The following is a 22,471-nucleotide window of genomic DNA, read 5'->3' as shown; positions in this document are numbered from 1 at the left end:
GCTTTTTTAAGATTCTAATACATTTAAAATTTCATCCAGTTCATTAACAGCTAAATCTAAGCGTTCCTTTGCCTCGATATTTTGCTGTTTTAAGTGACTAAACTCTAGCAAATTTTTCTCATGTTTTAATTTGATAGATGATAAACGTTCAATTCGTGCCTCTACCTTTTCTATTGCTTGCTCACAGACTGTTGTCCACAGCTTTTCTGATTGCTGCATTTCCGTTGTAGATGGGTTGTGTTGTCGCATAATTCGAACATACACCATTTCTATTTGTTCTATTAATTCCGAATAAAAATGTCGCTCAACACGAGTAGTTTGGAATGTTGGATGCTCTACCTCTTTTGCATAAGGAGTAATTTGACGTAAGAGCTTTCCAGCATTTTCACCGAATGCATGAGATAAATTCAAGACATTCATTAATTGCAATAATAAACGGATTTCTTCTAAATTAATAAGCTGTGAATCGATGCTTTCCTTTAATTTTAAGGATTCCATATAGCGTCGATCAAAATGCTCAATTTCGCCGTTGCGTTGCTCTACTAAATGGACACTTGCATTATCTTTTAAGCTTTTAATATAGCGAATAGCATGGCTTTTTAGCTCTTCTATTGACAGCAAGTTGTCATTGTCTTGTTGTGGTTTTCCTCGTTGAACATACGCAAATGCATCCATTTTTTTGGGCCATTGTGCTGCTGGGGTTTCTTTTGAGACATTATAGCATATATAAATTCCGTGCATTCCATATCCTCCAAGTCCATTAAACAAGTATCTCTAAAGACAATAAATCGAATACGGTAATTTTTCAAGTAAAAAACTTTTAATAATTGAAAATCCTTCTTTTTAAGAATAAATCAAAAATCCCGAATAGTATACTATTCAGGACTTTACTATTTTTCAGAAATCAAGACTTCCCCCTTTACAAGCTTGGTTCGCACACGATTCGAAACATATTCCACGACTAGAATAAGAATAACAAGCCCCAATAAAATAGAGCCTACCTGTGACCATTTGTAGGCGTTCGTCGCAAAAATTAAATGGGCCCCTATGTGGTAAAGGAAATACAAATCGACATGACAGAGCTAATTGCTGATTATATTTTAAAGCATTCTTACATCCAAGCAACCTGTTATCTTAACTGTCAAGTAACGTTCTAAAAAACGTCACCCAATTCCTTGTGAGTTTCACAGGAAATGGGCGACGTTTAATTGATTTAGGCGTCTTGTCGTATTTCTTTAATGCTTTTACCTTCTGTAAAGGCATGAATGGATGTAATAGTGCCGACTGATTTAAAGTTTGCTTTGGCATAGACTTTCGCAACCTGCTCACTAATCGGTAAAATCCAAAGATACTCTAGTCCGAGCTTTACTGATTGTTGTTGGATATGCTGCAATATATAGCCGATTAGGCCACGTCCTCGATAGCTTTCAAGCGTTGCGACACTCTCAATCCGTCCTTGATTTCCTGAGATAAATATATTTGCTGTGCAACAAGCCACACCACCAAGTTTTAATAAATAGTACGTAAAGTTTGGTGAATGATAGGTTTGCTCAAATGCCTGTTTAATTAGAGTAGGCTCCCCAAATGCAGAAATGCTCATTTCTATTGCTAATGCTTCCTCCATATTCGTATCTGTTACCCGTTCAATTTGAATCGCAGGATTAGGCGTTAGTTGCACATACTCACCATTCCAACACTGGATATCATCCTGAAAATCTTCATATTGGAATCCGTTCTTCTCTAGTGCATCGAGACAAGAATGATTGTCTTCCACGTTGTATAGATACATCCGCGGGATCAGTGACTTTGATTGATAAAAATCCTTTATGTCTTGCAAAAAAGCATTGGGATGATCAATCTTTCTCCAAATATGTGCATGATTTGCATCATAATAGGTTGGGATTGTCTTATTGTAAAATAAGGCTCCCTCCTTCCATTCTTCCATCTCACTAAAACTCTTTAAATAATCGATATCAAGTTGCATAATACGTTCTAAATTAAGCATTTCCTGTCCCCTCTTCCATCCAACGTTCATATAACTCCTCTAATTGCTTTTCTAGCTTCTGTCGTTGCTCTGTTGCAAGCGAAGGTTCCTGTAGTTTTGCCTCTATTTTTTCAATTTGTTGGTCAATCGAAAGCTCTTTCTTTGCTGGCTGCACTTTTGCGAGTATTTCTTTTTCAACCACTTTTTTCTTGGAAAATTCCTGTCTCTTTTGTCTTGCCCATTCATAATCTCCCTCAAAAACATGAATGACTTGATCCTCAATCCACGCCGTTTTCGCAAAGATCTTCTGTAGGAAATAGCGGTCATGTGACACACCAATAATAGTCCCCTCAAAGGATTCCAGTGTCTCTTCCAATACCTCTCTTGCTTCAATATCCAAATGGTTGGTCGGCTCATCTAATATCAATACATTAATATCCTCATGCATTAATTGTGCCAGGCGTAAGCGCATTTTTTCTCCGCCACTTAAATCCTTCACTTTTTTAAAGACATCATAGCCATAGAACAAAAATCGTGCGAGAATATGACGTGCTTCAGCCTCGGACACTGCGACACTCTCTCGGAAGGCATCAATTAAACGAATAGTAGGATTATGGTGTTCAAACTGCTGAGATAGATAGCCGAATTTTACATTACTACCGATATGGCAGACACCACGATTGGGTACAACTTCTCCTACTATCATTTTTAATAAAGTTGATTTCCCACTACCGTTGCTCCCAACAATGGCTACCCTTTCCCCAAAATAGACGGCAAGGTTGCTGTCCTTGAATAAAGGTTTATCATATCCGTGATGAATAGCCTGTAGGTGCACCACCTCTTTACCACTGCGTTCAGCCATCGTGAGAGCTAAATTCATTTTCTTTTTAGTGATCGGCTTCTTCACTCGCTCGATGCGCGCTAATGCTTTCTCCATACTTTTAGCACGTCGATGCATGGAGGCATTGGGTGGGTTTGCTTCATTCGCCCACTGCTTTAATCGTTTTATCGTTTCCTGCATTTTTTTAATTTTCTTTTGCTGCTCTTCATAGTCAGCAAACTGCTGTTCAATCTTCGCCTCTTTTTGAGCCATAAACGCATCATAATTACCGCTATATGTGAATGCCTCTCCATCCTCAATTTCAATAATTTTATATGCTATTTGATTCATAAAATGTCGGTCATGAGAAACGACAATAACAATGCCATCAAAATTTCGCACATAGTGTTCCAGCCATTCAATTGCTTGCATATCAAGATGGTTTGTTGGTTCGTCCAGTAATAAAATCGAAGGCCTTTTTAATAAAATTTGCCCAAGCATCACCTTTGTTTTTTCTCCACCACTTAAGCTACTAAAAGGCTGATCCAGCATATCTGTAATGCCAAGTCCATTTGCAATCATTGCCAACTGTGCTTCTACTTCATATCCCCCTAGTAACATAAACTGCTCCTGAACTTGCCCGTATTGTAACAGTATTTTATCTGTTACAGCCGACTGCATCTCATGCTCAAGGGCCGTCATTTTAGCCTTTAAAGCATAAATATCCGCAAATGCCTCCTCCAGTACTTCTTGCACAGCATGTAGTGGATATTGTGGGATTTGATGTAAGTAGCCAATTGTGGCATCTTTACTTTTGATAATACGTCCCTTATCCGGTACATCTACGCCTGCCAATAGCTGTAATAAAGTAGTTTTTCCACTTCCGTTCACGCCAACAATGGCCACATGTTCACCGCTATTGACCTCGAGCTGTAAATTTTCAAATAATATATTTCCACCCATAATTTTTTGTATTTGTTCAGCTTTCATTTGCATCGTTTTTTCCTCCAATGAAACGTGCGAAAACATCTTTTAAACACAAAAAAGACTGCTTATTAACAAGCAGTCTTCTTCTCATTTACATTTGTGAAAAAGAATGGTTAATTCGCTACGTTTGTTATTTGATTTTGCTTAAAAATGGACAGACCTATCCCGTTGTTAGCAAAATCGAAAGTAATTACACGTGCAAAATACATAGCTGTATCCACTTTTACACATGTTTTCGTAGCGTTTTTATTCATTCCTTTTCACCTCCGTTCGTCATAGTTATTTGTATCATAACATTATTCAGATTATTTGGAAAGGGTTAAATTTATTAGATTTTTCCATGTTACATGGCATCATTGACACTAGATGCTCGAACAATTAAAAAAACATGAAGGATGGGTCATTATCCTCTCCCTCATGTTTTCGCTTTTTTCACAAACATTTTCACCACAGGCACAAGGAAAACCGAGACCACTAATACACGAAATAATTGGAAAGCCGTAACAATCGTGACATTTGCATGTACAGAAGCAGCGATAATCCCCATTTGATCTAGCCCACCTGGTACAACGCTTAAAAAGCCTGTCCTAAAATCGAGCTTATACAAACTAGTCATAATAAATGTTAACCCGTAGGCTGCGCCGATAAAAATGCCTGCTGATACAAAGGCATAAAAAATATGCTTCTTTGATAAATGTAAATCCTCTTTTTTCAAAAGTAATCCAATATAAATGCCTATCATTAGTTGAGCAATATGCAAAAGGGATAATGGCAATTTAGGCACTTCTATCCCAGCCATATTAATGCCCATCAATAAAAACACTGGACCAAGCATATAACCTGTTGGAATTTTAAGCTTTTGAGCAAGCCACCCAGCTAGTCCACAAACAACGAGGATAGCAACAAGGCTCCATGAATATGTTCCCTCAATAAGGGAACTATTGCTACCAGCGCCTGCCACCATTAATGGCACAAAGCCAACGATTAAAAGAACACGAAGGATCTGAAAAAAGGTGATGACAGCCATATCCATATCTCCTTGCTCCTCCGCAAATGCTACAACCTGTGACATTCCCCCTGGTACACAGCATGTCAGAGCAGTAGCAAAATCTATATCTGTACGTTTGGCTACAAGAAGACTCACAGCGAAAAATAGCACAATAAATAACACATTTAAAAGGATCATGCTCCCTAAAAAGAGCTTAATATCCTGAACGGCCTCCGGTGTAAAGGCATAGCCGATAGAATATCCGGCTACAATTAAACCAAAATTACGGAAATAATGATGCCATTTCAATTGTACATTGGTTGACAATTGTACAATGAGCACCGCTGTAATCGCACCTAATAGCCAAGGCATAGGAATATGTAATAACTGAAAAACAACAGCGCCGATGAGGCCAATACATAATGTGATAAGCATATGTTTATCAAAAACAAACATTTTAGCAACCCCTTACAACTGGATAAGCCTATTATGACCTTTATTACCCCTTTTTTCTACCAGACTGACTTTGAGCTGTCTGCTATTGCTAAAAAAGAACCTGTTATGGAGGAAATTTAACCTCTTATCCAACAATTTATCCTGACTAAAATTTTCTATGCTACATTAGTATTACCTGATTCAGCGTTTCTCCAACCGGAGAATAAAGGAGGCCTCCTATGAAAATTCATCTAACCATCAATCATGAACTTGAAGAAACAGAGGTTCATATACACGCCAAGGAATATAACGAACAAATTGAAAGACTGATGAAACAGCTGCAAGCATCCCAAACTACTATGCTAGATGGATATTTTCAACAAGAAATTCATCTACTAAAAATCTCTGAAATTTATTCCATTTACGCAGAGGATGCCAAAGTATTTTTGCAAACGGATGAACATGAATTTGAGTCAAAGCGAAAATTATATGAGCTAGAGGCACAGCTAGCGAAAGACTTTGTACGAGTAAGTAAATCCACCCTTGTTAATATTCAAAAAATTTCTTCCATTCAAATGGGCAAAATCGGTACAACACAACTCCTTCTTGAAAATGATGTAGCCATTCATGTCAGTCGAAAATATTTAAAAGAATTAAAGCGACACTTAGGTATTGGGAGGGATTCATAGCATGAGGTACTTACGCATGATGATTATTGGACTACTCATTTCACTTAGCTCTTCGTACATCTTAGTCACGTTAAGCCTCCTATCAAGCAATGAAGTTGCATTAGGTACAGAGTTACTAGAACAAATTATTATCGCAGCCATTCTTGGCATTGCAATTGGACTGCTATCCATCATTTTTGATATAGAGCCATTGCCTTTTACGATACAGCTTCTATTGCATTTAGTAGCGGTGACAGCATGTGTATTAACCGCGGGCTATTTTGGTCATTGGTTTGATTCCGGTGTATGGTATGTACTGATAGCGGAAGCCATTATTTACTTGATTGTTTGGTGTATTCTCTATGTTCTTCAATTAAATGATATTGAAAAAATGAATCAAGAAATTCAAAAGAGAAAGGATTAGCCTAGATGACCCTTGCGATAGAAGTTGAAAATTTATGTAAACAATATGGTGAACATCAAGCAGTCAAAGGCATTTCATTTACAGTTGAACAAGGCACGCTCTTCGCTTTTTTAGGTGCTAATGGTGCCGGAAAATCAACAACAATTGAGATTCTATGTACATTATTAAAAAAATCCAGTGGTCAAGTAACCATTAATGGTTTCACGCTTGATGCAAGCAATCAAAATGCGGATATCCGTAAATCAATCGGCGTTGTATTCCAACAAAATTTATTAGATGAGCGATTAACAGTGCGTGAAAACATTTTACATCGAGGCAGAACATACGGTTTATCGAAAAAACAGCTTGCTGAAAACTATCAATTTGTCTCTACGTATTTACATTTAGAAGATATTGACAAGCACAAGTATGGAACATTATCTGGAGGACAAAAAAGACGAGCTGATATCGCTCGCGCTCTTATTCATCGTCCTCAAATTCTATTTCTAGACGAACCGACCACAGGACTAGACCCTCAAACAAGACAATTTGTTTGGCAGGCCATTAAGCAGCTTCAACTTGAAACCAATATGACCGTTTTTTTAACAACACATTATATGGAGGAAGCTGCAGTCGCCCATCAAGTTGTTGTCCTAAAACAAGGGAAAATTGTCGCACAAGGGACTCCTGATGCGTTAAAGACTAAGTATACTTATGATTCAATGGCCCTTGTTTTCAAGCATCCTATAGATGGCGTCAAATGGCTTGAAGAGCTTGCCATTCCCTACACCGAAAAACAGAACATCTATACGATCCGTTTGGATTCTACTCTAGAAGCGCTCTCCCTATTAAAAAAGGCTGAGCCACTTATTTCCTCCTTTGAGGTCATTAAAGGGTCTATGGATGATGTCTTTATTCACATAATGGCAGAGGAGGATGTAGCTTAGTGGAAGCATTGTTAACTTTAGTCCAGCGTAATAGTAAAGTATTTAGGCGAGATAAGACTCAAGTCTTTTTTTCGCTACTATCAGTCCTGATTGTCATTGTGCTCTACGCTGTATTTCTCCAAAAGATGCAAATTGATGCCATTGAACAAATAACCGAAGCGACACCAGAATTAATTACCCTTGTCAATGAATGGCTTGTAGCAGGATTACTGTCCATGATTGCTGTTACTACTACACTTGGGGCATATGGCATTGCCGTAAAGGATCAGGAATCCAAAACGCAGGCGGATTTTTTAACAGCTCCTCTTTCCCGTGCCACTATACAGATGAGCTATGTAGTTAATGCACTGATTATCGGAAGTATTTTTACCTTTATCGCCCTAATTGGCTGCGAGATATTTATTGTAGCAACCGGTGGTGAGCTTCTTAGCTTCCAAAGTTTTGTTCAAGTCATCAGCATTTTATTTTTAGCTGTCTTACTTGCAAGTGTCTTTAACTTATTCCTTTCGCTATTTGTTTCAACACAAAGTGCTTTCTCAACATTAGGAACAATCGTCGGGACAGTACTCGGATTTCTATGTGGTGTCTATGTACCACTAGGCGCACTACCAAACTTTGCTCAAAATTTAATTATGTACTTCCCTATTAGTCATACAACATTATTATTACGAAATGCTTTTATGGAAGGTTCTATTGCTCAAGTATTTGATGGTGTGCCAACTACCTATGTTGAGGATTATAAAATCAATTATGGCATCATCTATGACCTTCATGGAAATATACTTAGTACGTCAACTAGTTTTTTCATTATAGTCAGCACAACTATCATACTAGCAGCTGCGTCTATCATGCTTTTCAAAAGAAAATATAAATAAAATTAGTTAATAGAATATGTACCAAGTCTTCCCCTCTGTCGAAACAGCTATCTATAAAGTCAGATTAATAAATACCTCCCTAAGTAATCTAAAAACCGGGGAGGTATTTATTGGTTATAATGTGTATTTTATGATCAATCATACTTCCAATTAGAAAGCATTTACATTTCGAGTAGTCTTACTTCTAACGGATAAAACATGGGAAAAAAATGCTGGCTCCAGCCTGTTTTTATCGTATATAGTAATTTTAAAACAAATGATTTTCAACTTCGATGGAAACCATTATTTTAATGACTTCCAGAAACCTCGTGTCTATTTACTACTAATGAGCCTCCATTTCCTCAGCAATTTCCTCCCCTGTTAATGACTTCGGATAAAATGTGGGCCAATTATCCAGCTCCTCTAACAGCTCTGCACGATCATCACCAAAGTAAATATGAAAATGTGTTGATGCTTGATCTGAAATAATATGGTCACTAAATTGTACATATGTTGGCGCTTGTGAATTTTCATCTGTTTGCTTGAATATATAGCGAACGCCACGATTACCTTTGTCATATGTTAAAATCTCATATCCATCATACACATATGTACCTGTAACACCTGTAACAACTTCTCCATTCCTATAAAATATCATTGTATTTTCGGCAATTTCAATTTGTGTGATATCTGTTTGGTAGCCAACTTTGTAATATTCCTTATATTCCTCAGCCGTTTTATCGCCATGAGCAGCTTTATGCTCTAATACCCCATCTAATGTTCCATCTAACAAATAGGAATAGACAGATTGCCATTCACCTTGCCAATTCGTTAATGGGCGATCTGTAATATCACTATCCTCAAAATAACCTTTGGAAATCTGTTTATCCTTATCTGTTTGTTCCCCATGGCTGTGATTGTGATGTTGTTCATGGTCCTCCCTATGCTCTGTCGCTTTAGCAACCACTTCCTCCTCTTTTTCTTTCTCCTGACACGCCACTAAAGTAGAAGCAATTGTTGCTACTGCAAATGGCACTAACCATTTTTTATTCATTGTTACCCTCCTTGTAAATAGTAATATTTACGATTTAAAACTATATAGTAATCATTACGATTTGTAAATAGTTTTCATCATCTAGGGTTATTTTTTCGCTTATCTAGTATTAGTAAAAATTTAAAAGCTTCCCCAACATATTGACACATCGTTTATAAAACGAATTGTTTTCATTGATTTTATATAAACATTTTGTTATTTTAAATATAAATTAACAAACGAATATCAAAAACGTTTGTTAAATAGGAGGATTTCTCATGGATGTAAACGAACTATTTTGGCAAGCTCCTATCAACGACCTCAAAAAGGGCTACATCGACGAAAAGACACATTTCACTTGCTTATTGTGCGGTGAAAAAGTAGAGAAAGGGATTATATATCCCTATGAAGGCTTACTGTATGAAGCGGAAAAAATGATGCAGCAACATATTACAGTTGCACACCAATCTGTCTTTCATTATTTAAATGGTCTCAATAAAAAAATGACAGGCTTAACAGAACACCAAAGTCATATTTTACGCTTATTTTATGAAGGTAAATCAGACCAGGATATAAAAGAGGAATTAGAGATTGGAAGTGCTACGACTATTCGCCACCACCGTTTTGCGTTAAAAGAAAAAGAACGCCAAGCCAAAACATTGTTGGTAATGATGGAGTTATTGAAGGAACAAGATCAGAAGGAGGAACCATTTGTGCCTATTCATAAAACAGCTACAATGGTGGACGATCGCTACAACGTCACCCACTCGGAAGAACAGCAATTATTAGAAAAATTCTTTCCACATGGTATCGGCAAAGAGCTAGTACGTTTCCCTAAACGAGAAAAGCAGAAAATTGTAGTACTCCGTGCCATAACAAAGCTATTTGACGCAGAAAAACAATACACGGAAAAAGAATTGAATGAAGTAATCAAACCGATGTATGAAGACTATGTCCATATTCGTCGCTACTTAATTGAATATGGATTTCTAGACCGAAAAGCAGACGGTAGTGCCTATTGGGTAAAAAAATAAGAAAGCGGGTTTTTCACATGGATCAGAAAAAAGAGTTAAAAGAAATGTATAAAGACATGAAAATTGAAGCAGGCGTTTTTACAATGACTAATACACAAACAGGAAAAGTGTTTGTCGGTAGCTTTAATAACTTGAAAAGACTAAATGGCTTTCAATTTATGCTAAAAACAAATACACATACCAATAAAGAGCTTCAAGCTGATTACAATACGTTTGGCCAAGATGCTTTTGAAGTGAAAATTGTTGAATATTTGAAGAAAAAAGAAGAGGGCTATTTCGATGCTAAAAGAGAACTCGAAAAACTAGAGCAAAAATGGCTGGACACGTTAAAGCCTTTTGGTGAGCGTGGGTATCATTCTTAATTTTACATGAGCGCATTTACTCTAATAAGATAGGTAAATGCGCTTTAAAACTTTTGCATGCATTGCGTTTAGTTAGTTTCTTTTAATCCAATTTCCTTTTGGGCTTTTTTTGTTAGCTTACTGTAAACGAGCTCATACGAATGTTGGATAAGTTGCTCTACCAAATCCATAGGGACTTCTGTAGCATCCATATAAATCGAATTCCAATGAGTCTTATTCATATAATAGCCAGGTATAATGCTGTTATATGATTCACGTAAAACCTCTGCACGAGCAGGCTCACATTTTAACGTAAGTACTAGTCTCCCCTTTCCATCACCACCAATCATGGCATACATCTTCTCACCAATATGATAACGGTCTGCCTGCCATTCTTCCTTATAGTCATGGGTTGTTGCGTGAAGTTGTAGACAATAAGCATGAATCTTTTCCTTTTCCATCCTACATTTCCCTTTCATTCCATAAGCTTTGTTTTACTTGTTATCTTGTTCTTAGAATGAAGATAACAAAAACACACGTTCGATTATAGTCAGTATAATCGAAAACGTGTGTAGAAAATAGCGTTATTTACTTGTACCTCGATCAAACATCCCTATTACTTCTGTCGTCTGTAGAATATTGACAAATGACTTAGGATCGGTTTCCTTGATTGTGCTTTTCACATCAGCAAGTTGATAACGCGTAATTACAGTGATCAACACTTTCCGACCTTCACCAGAGTAGGCTCCCTTGGCATCAATAATGGTTACGCCTCGATGAAGTTTTTCTAATAACTGCTGTTTAACTTCCTCACCTTTATTCGTAATAATCATTAGTGTTAATTTAATATGGCTAGTATGAATCGTATCAACCACTTTTCCAGTAGCATAAATAGAAACAAGCGTTAATAATGCAGCATCCCAACTAAAGACAAAACCAGAAACAGCCACTACAATACCATTCATTGCGGCAAGTAAAGTACCTAGAGGAAAATCTCGTTTACGGCTCAGAAGCATCGCAATAATATCAAAGCCCCCTGAGGAACCTGCAGCACGGAAAATTAGCCCCATTGCAAGACCCACAATGACACCACCAAATAACGATGCAAGGATTGGCTCTTGTGTCGCTTTGTAAACCGGAATAATATATAAACTTACTGACAAAACAGCCACAGAAAGAATTGTATAGCTAATAAAACGTTTGCCAAGCTTCATTACACCTATAATTAGCAAGGGCAAGTTAAGGAGTAAATTTAACACTCCTGTATTTAAAGGTGTCACAATCCCAAGCATGATGGCAATCCCGCTCAATCCACCACTGAGAATTTCATGAGGAATTAACAAAAAATTATAAGCAAAGGCCACTACGATGGAAGAAAGTGTAATTATAATCACATTACGCATAATGATGTCCCCTATAATCGACCGATTTTTGATAGAACTTTCTCTTAGACTACCCAACTTCATTAAATGAAAAACCTAACGACCTTACTTTTTCTTTTTTTCTTCCTTCAAAGGGCCATTCTCCTTGTGAACGCTTGTATCAGCAACCTTATAAATACGCTCTAGCATTGGTGGATGGGTATAACGGAACCATTTCACCAATAGTGGTGGATTGACTTCACTTAAGCCTGAAATCGTTAGCTTTTGAAATGCTGTTACTGCCGCTTCACGATCATTCATGAGGTTAATCGCATATTGGTCTGCTCGTGTTTCCTGATATCTTGACACGAAATTTGACATTGGATTGGAAGCAAATAATAAAATGGAGGTGATGAGTAAAAATAATGGATACGAGCAGATACTACTCACTTTATTAATTTTCAAAACCTGTCCATATCGTGCAACTAGACGCCGCATAAGTTTCGCCGTTATCCACAACCCTATTAAGGTAAGCAGAAGATAGCCTGCGATTCCAAAATATATATGCTTTTCTACATAATGTCCCATTTCATGCGCCATGATAAATAAAATTTCATTGTCCGTAAGTCTATTTAAGGTGGTATCCCATAACACAATTCTCGAATTGCTACCGATCCCTGTCACATAAGCATTTAAGGAATTGGTCTTTTCCGCCATATTCACCTCATAAACATGCTCTGCCGGGATATTTGCCTGCGTAGCAAGTGACAATATCTTCGTTTCTAGCTCTTTATTTTTTAGCGGATAAAAATCATTGTACAAAGGATCGATGACTACTGGCTGGATGAACATTACAAAAATTGTAAATGGGATAGTTAATAGCCATGCATAGAGCCACCATCTTTTTTCGCTTTTTTTAATAAGCCAATAAATAACGGTAACGATAATCAGGCTCATTCCAAAGTTGATCCAAAAATCGATGACTCCATCCTTCATCCACGATCCAAAGGCTTGAGTACTAATCCCATAGCTTTTACTAAGATAGTAGCGATAATAGTTAAGTGGGAATAAAACTACATAGACTAATAAAGACAATAGGAATAAGTAGCCTGCATTTTGTAATAGCTTCCATTTCGATTGAGATGTAGACACCTTCTCAAAATACCGCGAGACGCCCAGCAATAAAATCATAAAGTAAACAAGCCACTCCAAAGGTGTCGCTACAAAGAATAAAAAGTTCCGTATTTTTGAATATTCACCACTCAAAAAAAGTTCCTTGCCAGACATAAACATCACTGGATCTGCAACCGTTCCTTGTAAAGCACTAGGTATTTTCCCTCCACCACTATGGAATATATACCAGTACATACAAAGCACGTAAACACCGAATAGAAGCAGCGTAACAATGCCCATTTTTTTTGCTATGTCATTTCCCCCTCATATCACCCAAAGATTGTCCTATAGTAAGTGTAAGCGAAATTACCAAAGTTAGAACAAACAAGGACCTACTTTTTTAACATCTCCGCTCACTAAGAAAAAATTCGCAACATTTCTATCAACGAGGACATAAAAGCTTTCTCACCGTTTCGAAATATTGCGAATATATTATATCCTATTTATCCATGACAAAAGCTGTTTTTCCTCGTTGGTCTTCACTTAAATAGCCAGCTGATAGTAGCTGCTTATACCATTGCTTTTCAATTACGGCTGCCTGAGCCTCATGATCTACTTTTGTAGAAAGCTCAACCATAATGTCTCCTTTATACTGCCACACCTCAATATCTGCATCCTGTCCAAAAAAGCTTCCTTTATAAGTAGTAGCATTAGCAGGACCGTACACAACGGCTTGAGATAAAGTATTTTTATACCAAGCATCAGAATCCCAATTTAGAATTTTCTTTGGTGAATTATCAACAATCAGTTTTTTTGCAGTACTCGTATCTACCTCATCGTAAGAAACATTCGAGGATGTTTTTAAAGATTCTTTACGACTAATGGTAAACGTACGATGATTTCCCTTTATATCTAATTCAAACTTGTAATTGGATTCAGAACCAGTAAAACCATGACTTTCTGTCTCTGCAATTGCTTCGCTCAATGGTGTATTCAAAAAGCGCTTTTTATAGGTAATATCCATCTTATTGCTTCCTTTGTATACACGCAAGCGGTGAATATAATCGTTTTGGAGAAAGGATTGATCAGGCGTATCATAAAAGTAAATCTTCACATCATCCTTCTTAACCGCCTGAAAAACCTCTAGAATATTGGATGATTCTGTGAAAAGCTCTGATTTGACATTGAATTTAATTTCATGTCCTGGCTCAATTGCTGCTTTCACCTTTGTTGTGCTTACACCCATAATACTGATAATTGTCAAACCCATCACACACATATATACAGCCCATTTTTTCAAGTTAACCATAATTGATTTCCTCCCTTTTTAATGTTGTTGCTAAATTTGTATGAGTACTGTGAAAATAGATAGTTTTTCGCGCATGAATACATTGCGACAGCTTCATAAGATCTCGATAGTCAGGATGCGTTTTATAAAAAAACTCCGTTACAGGACGATTCAAATCTTTTCTCTTAAGCGAGGAATGAGCATAACCAGTTTGGATGACAATGGCCGTTGGATACTTCTTTACAAGTTCCTCTAACCGAGCGTCATTCTGCTCCATAACGAAATAAAGCATATGATCACTGTCCGCTAGGTGCTGATGACGTAATGGCAACACCTTCTTGCTTGGCCACAGGTTGTCAGGGTCTTCATCATATTGCTCCAATAAATTTTGTAATTTAGTATCTACATGGATAGCTCGCGAAGTATGTTCAGAAAGATAGCTGATCATATCAACTGTTTTGCCAGAAAACGAGGAGGGAAAAATAAAAGCGTGATTTGGTTGAGCCTTAATGAAAGCAGCAAGTTGCTGTAACACTTCCAGATTATCAATACATTTTTCTATATGGCCGCTATCAATAAACGCTACATCATAAACGGTCCCGTCCTCCTCTGGTAGGGTTGCTTTTAACAAATAAGAATCGGCTACATAATCGCCTGAGAAAAAAAGTACTTCATCAAAAAATTGAATTTTGTACCACACACTTCCGATTAAATGTCCGCTATAGCCCCATTGGAAGGCAATAAAGTCATTAACCTTAAACCATTTTCCTATGGAATCTGGATGGAAAGTATGAAGATTTGGTATAGGCTGTTGAAGCTGCTGTGCGGTCCTGTGGCTCATCAGTACTTGTCCTGAATACCCCATCTTTTTTAGTAATGGCAATGCGCCTACATGATCAATATGCGAGTGGGAAATAAAGACAGCTTGTAGCTTTTTTATATGGGCAGGCGTTAAATTTGGTGGCGTTTTTTCAGCATTTTTCATAATGCCACAATCCAATAATATGGCCTGTCCTCGGTTTTCAATATAAAAGCAATTGCGCCCATACTCCCCAACGCCACCTAAAATGTCAATATTAAGCATTGGCCTGTCCTCCTCGTCTTTGCAGCCAATCTAATAGAAACATAAAAATTACTGTCATAATGACTGTGATGACAGCAACCGCCATCCCTACTCCTACATTCCCTTGCTCAAATTGACTATAGATAAATGTGGCACCCGTCTCGACTGAAGGCGGCAAAATCAGGAGACCTGCTACTAGCTCTCGCATTGAAATAATAAAGGTCATCATCATACCTGTTAGAATCCCTTGCATTAATAACGGAAGAATGATGCGACGATACACATGCCAATTACTACGCCCAAAAATAGAGGCTGATTGAAAAATAGAAGCATCTAATTGGGAAAACGAAGATTTAATATACTGTACCGAGTAGGGTAGGAATAGAACACAATATGTGACAACAACCATTGCTTTCGTGTTATAAATGGTTGCTGGCAGCCATGGAGCATTCCAAAACATAATTAGCCCTACAACAAAAACAATCCCTGGAATAATATTAGGCATTAAACTAAAAAAATCTAAAACCTGTTGTTTTTTGGTTTCTCCTTTTTTAATATAAAGAGCAATTAATAATCCAACAATGGCTGTGATAATAGCTGTCATAATTGAAAAAGTAATGCTATTTATAAATGCCGTTAAGCCTGCACTTCCTGCTGTAAATACCTCCTGGTAAGAAGCGAAGCTGAAATTTCCGGCTTGTAAACCATCTCCTCTTACTTTTTGCAAAGAGGTAACGATAATAGAAAAATAAGGTATACCAATAGACAGCAATAGGACCATCCCTACAAATATCCATGAGCTTGCTCTTATATACCACTTGTCTTTGATTTCACGTTTAGCAGGTGTTTTTCCAGAAAGTACACCATACGTATAACGACGTCCAATAAGATTTTGGAAATACCAAATGATTAAGCAAACGGATAGTAAAAATAAAGAGAGAGAGGTCGCCATGCTAATATCGACTGGCCATCTCGATAGATACGTGTGTATTTCGGTTGTAAATACTTGAAATCCAATACGACTACCAAATGTGGCAGGAGTTCCAAATTCAGCAAGCGTTTTGATAAAAATGAGTAGACTGCCTAAAACATAGCTTGAAAGTACAAGTGGTAAAACAACTGTTAGCCAATTCCGCCAAGAACTTCTTCCAAAAATAAGTGCCGCATCTAAAAACGAGCCATTCATTCGTAGCAATGTATTTTTTAACATTAAATACAAAAACGGAAAGAGATGGAGGCTCATAATCATGACCATGCCAAATAAAGAAAAGAAAGAGTCCGTCATCCAAGCCGCACTTGGAACTAGTTGCTGAAGAAATCCGTTTTCTTGCATAAACAATATCCAGCCCATCGAACCAATATAAGGCGGTGTCATAAATGGAATTGTTAACACAATATCAAGCCAATCATATTGATATAAACTTGTTTTCGTTCGGATAAACGCCATAGGAAAAGCGATAACCGTTGTCCCGATGATAACGAACAGCCCTAGACCTACTGAATTGGCAAGTGTCTGCCATAATCTTTCATGCTCGAACATTCGGCCAAACTGAGAAACATCGAATTGCCCCTCTTTTGTAAAGGTATAAAATAATATTGCCAGTAATGGAGCGACAGCAAAAACGGTGACAAGTGCCATTAAAAATCCAAAAGCTCGTCTTCTTTCCATAATCATGACTACTACAACCCTTCTATAGAAAACTGAAAAGGAGGTATAGCCCCCCTATTTAACGAAATAAATCAGTAAACTTTGTTAGTACTTCCAGCTGCTTAGCTTCGGCACCAATCCAATCGACATATAGCTGTGGAATTTCATCTAATGCGGCTCGATTTTTAACAGCAATCTCTTTATTTCCAGGTAATAAATAAGCATCAGCTACAAGTTTTTGGCCTTCATCTGACAGTAAAAAATCAACATAGGCCTTTGCAGCTTCTACATGTTTAGCTTCCTTTAAAATACCAACAGCACGAGGACTAACTACCGTCCCACTTTTCGGGTAGATAATCTCTACCGGCTCACCGTCCGCTTTTGCTTTATACGCCATATAATCCACGCCTGCAATCGTGGCATTTTTCTCACCCGTAATAACAGCATCTAATGCTTCTTTATTTGCACCATTGACTTGTAAGCCATTTTTCTTCCACGTATCAATCGTGCTCCAAGCCTTGTTATCTGCTTCCGTATAGCCGAATAAGAAATCAACAGCAGAACCAGACAAGCTAGGATCGGGGATATTGATTTTGTTTTGCCAGTCGGCTTTTGCTAAATCGGACCAATCTTCAGGTATTTGTGTTGTATTTTTCGTATTATAAGCAATACCTAAAGCTGAAGCACTGTAGCCATAGAAATAGCCCTCTCCATCAGACCAGTCCTTGTTGATGTTGTCTTTGTTGGCAGCATCTTGATAGCTTTGCAATTGATCTGTTGCCTTTAAGCCATCCATGGAGGCAACGGACGCAAGCACCACAACATCTGCTGCAGGATTATTTTTTTCTGCCTCTAAACGAGAAAGAATTTTACCAGTAGTTCCTTGAAACATTTCAACTTTGATCCCTGTTTTTTCTTCAAAAGCTTCTTGAATATTTGCAGCTAAACCATCTGGACCAGCAGAATATACCGTCAGTACTTTCTCCTCCGGTGTCTTTGCACTTGCTTCTTTCACATCTTTTGCCTCTTTATTACCACAACCTGCTAATGCTAATGTCAATAAAATCCCAGCAGTTGCCCATAACTTAAAACGTCGTTTTTTCAATGTAAACCCTCCAATTGATAGATTTGTTTTTCATCAATAAATACTTGTAGTCGTTTTCCCTGCTCTAAGGGATGATTTTCATAAAAACTCCATGGCTTTCCTTCCACCTGTGCTTGCACTAAATAACGGTCACCCACAAACGTACTTTTCATAATCTCCGCTTGCTTCGTTATCGTCCCTGGACGTTGGATACTCGAAACGCCTTCAGGACGTACAATGGAATGTCCATTTTGTAGCCAATTCACTTTGCCAATAAAATCTGCTACGTACGGTGTTGCTGGTGCTCGATAAATTTCCTCTGGTGAGCCGATTTGAGCAATCCTCCCTGCCTCCATGACAATAATTTGATCAGACATGGTCATGGCCTCTGTTTGATCGTGTGTGACAAAAATAGCCTGGCAATCAAGCTCATGAATAAGATGCATGATTTCGTCTTGCATTTGCTCTCTGAGGACAGCATCAAGAGCTGACAATGGCTCATCAAATAAAATCAATTTAGGATTGGTTGCTAAAGCCCTCGCTAATGCTACCCGTTGCTGTTGGCCTCCCGATAATTCACCAGGCTTCCGTAGCTCATAGCCTTGCATTTTAACCATTTGCATGACATGTTCCACTCGAGCCGGAATGTCTGACTTAGGAACAATCCCCTTTAAGCCAAAGGCAATATTTTGATAGATGGTCATATGTGGCCACAGTGCAAAATCCTGAAAAACCATGGCAATATTGCGTTTATTCGGTTTGACATTTTTGCGAGATTCCGAAGAATAAATTACGGTGTCATCAAATCGAATTTCCCCTTTCGTTGGTTGTTCAAGGCCTGCAAGCAATTTTAGTAAGGTTGTTTTACCACAGCCTGATTGTCCAAGAATGGTAATGAATTGTTGATCTAACTCCACATCGATAGGCCATAATGCTTGGGATTGCCCATATTTTTTCTCGATATTGGTTAATGAGATTTTCATACATATCCTCCTCGTTATGTACAACTATAAATTCCAGATATTTAGAAAATATTAATCTACTATTAATAACTCGTTAAAATAAATCTAATAAACTAAAGTAAATGCAAGATTTTTTCTAATTTGCTTTAGGAGGATAAAATGAATAATAGTAAATTAAAGGCATTTTGCTTACTCGTAGAATTAAAAAAATTAGCCCCTGTTGCCAAAGAACTTGGCATTACAGCCCCTACAGTGTCCTTTCATATCCGCTCTATTGAAGAGGAATACGGCATTCGCTTGTTTCGAACAAATGCAGGAGGATATCGTTTAACAGAGGCTGGCGAGGGTGTTTATCATTATGCCCGTCAAATCGTTCAACTCCAAAAGGATATGAATCGTTTTGTCGAAACCCTTTTGGCAGGACATATTGGCTCATTGCGACTTGGGGCAAGTGGATTGCCTGCGCATATTTTCATGCCAGATTTAATCCATCAAGTTTCAACAGCTTATCCAGAGATTCGCATTTCATTGGAAGTAAAAACAGCACCTGAAATTGAAGAAAAAGTTGCACTGCAAGAGTTAGATTACGGACTTATTATGGAAACTAAACAGGAAAATCCTTTACTTCATTACGAGACTATTGGTGAAGATGCACTCGTTTTGGCATGCAGTCCTACACACGAGCTAGCAACAAAAAAGAACATCACAAAAGAAGATGTTCTTAAAAACAAACTATTATTGCACACGTCCTCTAGCTCCACGAATCACTTTATTGAAAAATGGATGAATCCTTTTCAGCCCTCTATGTATACGATTGAATTGGATTCTGTAAGCACGATTAAAAAGATGCTGACCTTTGAAAAAAATGTGGCTTTTTTATCTGTTGCTTTAATAGAGGAAGAATTAAAATCCGGATTACTAGTAAAAAAGGATTTACATGATGTGACACTTAAGAGAAAAATTCAATTTATTTATCCTAAAACGCGCTTAGATCACACGATTGATAAATTTGTCAAACAGTCGATTGATGAAGTTGCACAACAATTAAAAAAGTCTTCCGTCATGACATAATTCCACAGGTAGCCGTAATAACATGAAATGGGGACATTTTATTCTTTTAGAAAGGAGGGTTGTCCTTGCTAACCAAGCTGTTGACAAAGGATTGTATACAGCTTGCAAATTTTGTCCATTCGTGGCAGGGAGCCATTCATTTAGCGGCAAGCCCATTATTACAGTACAACAAGATTGAACAACGTTACATCGAAGCTATGATTCAATCCATTGAGCAATATGGTCCCTACGTCGTTATCACACCGAAAGTGGCCATTCCACATGCGCGACCAACTGATGGCGTTTATGAACAAGGAATGAGTTTGCTATGCTTAGAAAAGCCTGTATTTTTCAGTCCCAATCAGCCTGTTTACTTAATTTTTGTGTTAGCGGCCATCGATAATATGTCACATTTACAAGCCTTGGCAGATTTGATAGTAGTATTACAAAATCCTGACCAGATTGACGACCTTATTGCCTGTCAGCATCAAGACACGCTATGGGAGAAAATCAAACAATATACAACAAAGGAGTCAACAGAATGAAAATTTTAGTTGTATGTGGGAGCGGCTTAGGCAGTAGTTTTATTTTAGAGTTAAATGTCAAAAAAGCATTAGAGGCATTAGGGAAAGAAGCTGAGGTATCACATACGGATTTAGCATCCGCAAAGGCGGAGACAGCAGATATTTATTTAGGCGCCGCCGACATTGTAAATGAACTAGCAAAAGACAAAGGAATCATTGTGAGCATCGTTAATATGATGAGCATTGCGGAAATTAAAGAAAAGCTAGAACCATTTCTTTAGGCACTTAAAAAATTGGATAGGATGAGGTGTTGAATATGTTAGATGTTATCATGTATGACATTTTAGGAACACCAGCTATATTAGTCGGCCTATTCGCATTGATTGGTTTACTGATTCAAAAGAAATCAAGTTCTACAGTTCTTTCAGGTACTTTAAAAACCATAATGGGCTTTGTCATCCTTGGTGCAGGAGCAACTGTCCTAATTGGCTCTTTAGATCATTTTAGTAAAATGTTCGACCATGCCTTTCAAGTACAGGGGGTCATTCCTAACAATGAAGCCATTGTGGCAGCTGCTCAGACTAATTTTGGTACAGCTACTGCACTGATTATGGTATTCGGAATGATTATGAACCTATTATTAGCGCGATTTACGCCATTAAAATATATCTTTTTAACTGGGCATCATACATTATTTATGGCTTGTTTAATCGCTGCTTCATTGTCTGTAGGTGGGATGAGTGGTATACCACTTATTATTGTCGGATCTATTATCCTCGGTCTTTGTATGGTCGTGTTCCCTGCTATTTTACAACCAACAGTCCGACAAATCACTGGTAGTGACGATTTTGCCGTCGGTCATTTTGGCAGTGTTGGCTATTATGTTTCTGCCAAAATCGGCAAGTTAGTTGGTAATAAAGCGAGAACAACAGAGGACATACAAGTACCAAAATCACTTGGCTTTTTACGTGATACTTCTGTCGCTATTTCTTTAACAATGGCTATATTCTTTGTCATTGTTGCCCTTTTCGCAGGACCTTCTTATATCGAGGCACAATTGTCTAATGGGTCTAACTTTATTATTTTCGCGATTATGCAAGCGATTACATTTGCTGCAGGCGTCTATATTATTTTAGCAGGCGTTCGGATGTTAATTGCAGAAATTATTCCAGCCTTTAAAGGAATTGCTGATAAACTCGTACCAAATACAAAGCCAGCACTAGATTGCCCAACCATCTTCCCCTTTGCACCGAATGCCGTCATCATTGGTTTCATCTTTAGTTTTTTAGCAGGGGTGGTTTCTATGTTTATCCTCCCCTTCATCGGACTAAAGGTTATTGTTCCAGGGCTTGTTCCGCATTTCTTCACAGGTGCTGCAGCAGGCGTCTTTGGTAATGCCACAGGCGGCAGAATTGGTGCCATGGCAGGAGCTTTTGCTAACGGTTTATTAATTAGTTTTATCCCAGCTATCCTTCTTATCTTTATGGGAGACATTGGCTATGAAGGAACAACCTTTGGCGATTCAGACTTCGGTGTTATCGGTATTATTATTATTAATTTATTAAAATTATTTGGAGCGGTTTAAAGCTGATGTAATTAGCTTTCATTTTGTTAATAAAGAACGATTGACGTGGAGTTGATTTTGGTTATGCCAGCGTTCTTTTCTAGTGGCATCGCGCGGCTCATTGCATGCCACCAGGAATTCATCACCAAGCAATTCTGGCATGGAAAGTCTTATCAATTTTCATAAAAATTACATTATGAATGCCTAGCGCTATTAGCGGTAGGCTTTTTGCTGCGGAAACTTTAATAAAACGATTACTTTATTTGTAATCCTCCTTTATATGTGTCACTTAGTATGGATATATAGCAGAAAACTAATAT

General features: G+C 37.8%; 24 protein-coding genes. 10 read left to right on the top strand and 14 right to left on the bottom strand.

What is annotated here, in order from left to right:
• Positions 1-6 precede the first annotated feature (6 nt).
• From MKY49_RS06670 to MKY49_RS06650, 5 genes are all read right to left on the bottom strand, one after another.
• Positions 7-741, bottom strand: a complete 735-nt coding sequence (locus tag MKY49_RS06670) for a hypothetical protein (protein ID WP_274796317.1) — start codon at positions 739-741, stop codon at positions 7-9.
• A 472-nt stretch (positions 742-1,213) separates the two neighbouring features.
• Complete coding sequence (locus MKY49_RS06665) at positions 1,214-2,005, bottom strand: GNAT family N-acetyltransferase (protein WP_341385832.1); 792 nt, start codon at positions 2,003-2,005, stop codon at positions 1,214-1,216.
• Positions 1,998-3,800: a ribosomal protection-like ABC-F family protein gene (gene abc-f, locus MKY49_RS06660; RefSeq protein WP_341385831.1), complete on the bottom strand. Its 1,803-nt coding sequence runs from the start codon at positions 3,798-3,800 to the stop codon at positions 1,998-2,000. Before abc-f ends, MKY49_RS06665 begins: the two co-directional genes overlap by 8 nt.
• 104 nt (positions 3,801-3,904) lie before the next feature.
• A complete protein-coding gene (locus MKY49_RS06655) occupies positions 3,905-4,045 on the bottom strand; it encodes an RAxF-45 family protein (RefSeq protein ID WP_004232534.1) in 141 nt (46 codons plus the stop codon).
• 161 nt (positions 4,046-4,206) lie between these two features.
• Complete coding sequence (locus tag MKY49_RS06650) at positions 4,207-5,235, bottom strand: AbrB family transcriptional regulator (RefSeq protein ID WP_312505686.1); 1,029 nt, start codon at positions 5,233-5,235, stop codon at positions 4,207-4,209.
• A gap of 218 nt (positions 5,236-5,453) precedes the next feature.
• Between MKY49_RS06650 and MKY49_RS06645 the strand changes: the two genes are divergently transcribed.
• The 4 genes from MKY49_RS06645 to MKY49_RS06630 are packed head-to-tail and all read left to right on the top strand — an operon-like array spanning position 5,454 to position 8,107.
• Positions 5,454-5,903, top strand: coding sequence for a LytTR family DNA-binding domain-containing protein (locus MKY49_RS06645; RefSeq protein WP_274796313.1), 450 nt, complete (start codon positions 5,454-5,456; stop codon positions 5,901-5,903).
• Between the two features lies 1 nt (position 5,904).
• Positions 5,905-6,306, top strand: coding sequence for a DUF3021 domain-containing protein (locus MKY49_RS06640; protein WP_274796312.1), 402 nt, complete (start codon positions 5,905-5,907; stop codon positions 6,304-6,306).
• 5 nt (positions 6,307-6,311) lie between these two features.
• Entirely contained in the window at positions 6,312-7,232 is a 921-nt protein-coding gene (locus tag MKY49_RS06635) for an ABC transporter ATP-binding protein (RefSeq protein WP_322605345.1), read from the top strand.
• Positions 7,232-8,107 (top strand): ABC transporter permease, encoded by an 876-nt coding sequence (locus MKY49_RS06630; protein ID WP_274796310.1) that lies wholly within the window; start codon positions 7,232-7,234, stop codon positions 8,105-8,107. Before MKY49_RS06635 ends, MKY49_RS06630 begins: the two co-directional genes overlap by 1 nt.
• 322 nt (positions 8,108-8,429) lie before the next feature.
• Here the strand turns inward: MKY49_RS06630 and MKY49_RS06625 are convergent, their stop codons facing one another.
• Positions 8,430-9,140, bottom strand: a complete 711-nt coding sequence (locus tag MKY49_RS06625; protein ID WP_341385830.1) for a ZinT family metal-binding protein — start codon at positions 9,138-9,140, stop codon at positions 8,430-8,432.
• 257 nt (positions 9,141-9,397) lie between these two features.
• Here MKY49_RS06625 and MKY49_RS06620 point away from each other — a divergent pair, with 257 nt between their 5' ends.
• Both MKY49_RS06620 and MKY49_RS06615 read left to right on the top strand, forming a co-directional pair.
• The gene (locus MKY49_RS06620; protein ID WP_274796308.1) at positions 9,398-10,153 is read left to right on the top strand and encodes a DUF2087 domain-containing protein; all 756 of its coding nucleotides are present in this window, start codon (positions 9,398-9,400) and stop codon (positions 10,151-10,153) included.
• A gap of 17 nt (positions 10,154-10,170) precedes the next feature.
• Entirely contained in the window at positions 10,171-10,515 is a 345-nt protein-coding gene (locus MKY49_RS06615) for a GIY-YIG nuclease family protein (protein WP_274796307.1), read from the top strand.
• Between the two features lie 68 nt (positions 10,516-10,583).
• On the opposite strand, the gene MKY49_RS06610 is transcribed toward MKY49_RS06615, so the two are convergent.
• The 8 genes from MKY49_RS06610 to MKY49_RS06575 all read right to left on the bottom strand — a co-directional run bounded on the left by MKY49_RS06610 (position 10,584) and on the right by MKY49_RS06575 (position 19,034).
• Positions 10,584-10,955 carry an MmcQ/YjbR family DNA-binding protein gene (locus MKY49_RS06610; RefSeq protein ID WP_312505694.1) on the bottom strand — a complete coding sequence of 124 codons (372 nt, stop codon included), beginning with the start codon at positions 10,953-10,955 and terminating at the stop codon, positions 10,584-10,586.
• A gap of 123 nt (positions 10,956-11,078) precedes the next feature.
• Positions 11,079-11,897: a YitT family protein gene (locus MKY49_RS06605; protein ID WP_312505696.1), complete on the bottom strand. Its 819-nt coding sequence runs from the start codon at positions 11,895-11,897 to the stop codon at positions 11,079-11,081.
• Positions 11,898-11,981: 84 nt separating this feature from the next.
• Positions 11,982-13,280 carry a M48 family metallopeptidase gene (locus tag MKY49_RS06600; RefSeq protein ID WP_341386913.1) on the bottom strand — a complete coding sequence of 433 codons (1,299 nt, stop codon included), beginning with the start codon at positions 13,278-13,280 and terminating at the stop codon, positions 11,982-11,984.
• 187 nt (positions 13,281-13,467) lie between these two features.
• Complete coding sequence (locus MKY49_RS06595; protein ID WP_341385829.1) at positions 13,468-14,277, bottom strand: hypothetical protein; 810 nt, start codon at positions 14,275-14,277, stop codon at positions 13,468-13,470.
• Positions 14,270-15,340, bottom strand: a complete 1,071-nt coding sequence (locus MKY49_RS06590) for an MBL fold metallo-hydrolase (protein ID WP_341385828.1) — start codon at positions 15,338-15,340, stop codon at positions 14,270-14,272. The genes MKY49_RS06595 and MKY49_RS06590 overlap by 8 nt, the downstream gene beginning before the upstream one ends.
• Positions 15,333-16,994, bottom strand: a complete 1,662-nt coding sequence (locus tag MKY49_RS06585; protein ID WP_341385827.1) for an ABC transporter permease — start codon at positions 16,992-16,994, stop codon at positions 15,333-15,335. Before MKY49_RS06585 ends, MKY49_RS06590 begins: the two co-directional genes overlap by 8 nt.
• A 52-nt stretch (positions 16,995-17,046) precedes the next feature.
• Positions 17,047-18,072, bottom strand: a complete 1,026-nt coding sequence (locus MKY49_RS06580; RefSeq protein ID WP_341385826.1) for an ABC transporter substrate-binding protein — start codon at positions 18,070-18,072, stop codon at positions 17,047-17,049.
• Complete coding sequence (locus MKY49_RS06575; protein WP_322605349.1) at positions 18,069-19,034, bottom strand: ABC transporter ATP-binding protein; 966 nt, start codon at positions 19,032-19,034, stop codon at positions 18,069-18,071. The genes MKY49_RS06580 and MKY49_RS06575 overlap by 4 nt, the downstream gene beginning before the upstream one ends.
• A gap of 138 nt (positions 19,035-19,172) precedes the next feature.
• Here MKY49_RS06575 and MKY49_RS06570 point away from each other — a divergent pair, with 138 nt between their 5' ends.
• The 4 genes from MKY49_RS06570 to MKY49_RS06555 all read left to right on the top strand — a co-directional run bounded on the left by MKY49_RS06570 (position 19,173) and on the right by MKY49_RS06555 (position 22,172).
• A complete protein-coding gene (locus MKY49_RS06570; protein WP_313470290.1) occupies positions 19,173-20,084 on the top strand; it encodes a LysR family transcriptional regulator in 912 nt (303 codons plus the stop codon).
• A 65-nt stretch (positions 20,085-20,149) separates the two neighbouring features.
• Entirely contained in the window at positions 20,150-20,608 is a 459-nt protein-coding gene (locus tag MKY49_RS06565) for a PTS sugar transporter subunit IIA (protein ID WP_341385825.1), read from the top strand.
• Positions 20,605-20,868: a PTS sugar transporter subunit IIB gene (locus MKY49_RS06560; RefSeq protein WP_274796296.1), complete on the top strand. Its 264-nt coding sequence runs from the start codon at positions 20,605-20,607 to the stop codon at positions 20,866-20,868. The genes MKY49_RS06565 and MKY49_RS06560 overlap by 4 nt, the downstream gene beginning before the upstream one ends.
• A gap of 35 nt (positions 20,869-20,903) precedes the next feature.
• Positions 20,904-22,172, top strand: coding sequence for a PTS ascorbate transporter subunit IIC (locus MKY49_RS06555; RefSeq protein WP_274796295.1), 1,269 nt, complete (start codon positions 20,904-20,906; stop codon positions 22,170-22,172).
• Positions 22,173-22,471 lie beyond the last annotated feature (299 nt).

Origin of the sequence: Lysinibacillus sp. FSL M8-0134 (assembly GCF_038069745.1) — a bacterium.
In the GTDB taxonomy this organism is placed as follows: domain Bacteria; phylum Bacillota; class Bacilli; order Bacillales_A; family Planococcaceae; genus Lysinibacillus; species Lysinibacillus irui.
The sequence above is the reverse complement of the archived record's forward strand: the minus strand, read 5'-3'. Positions and strand labels throughout refer to the sequence as shown.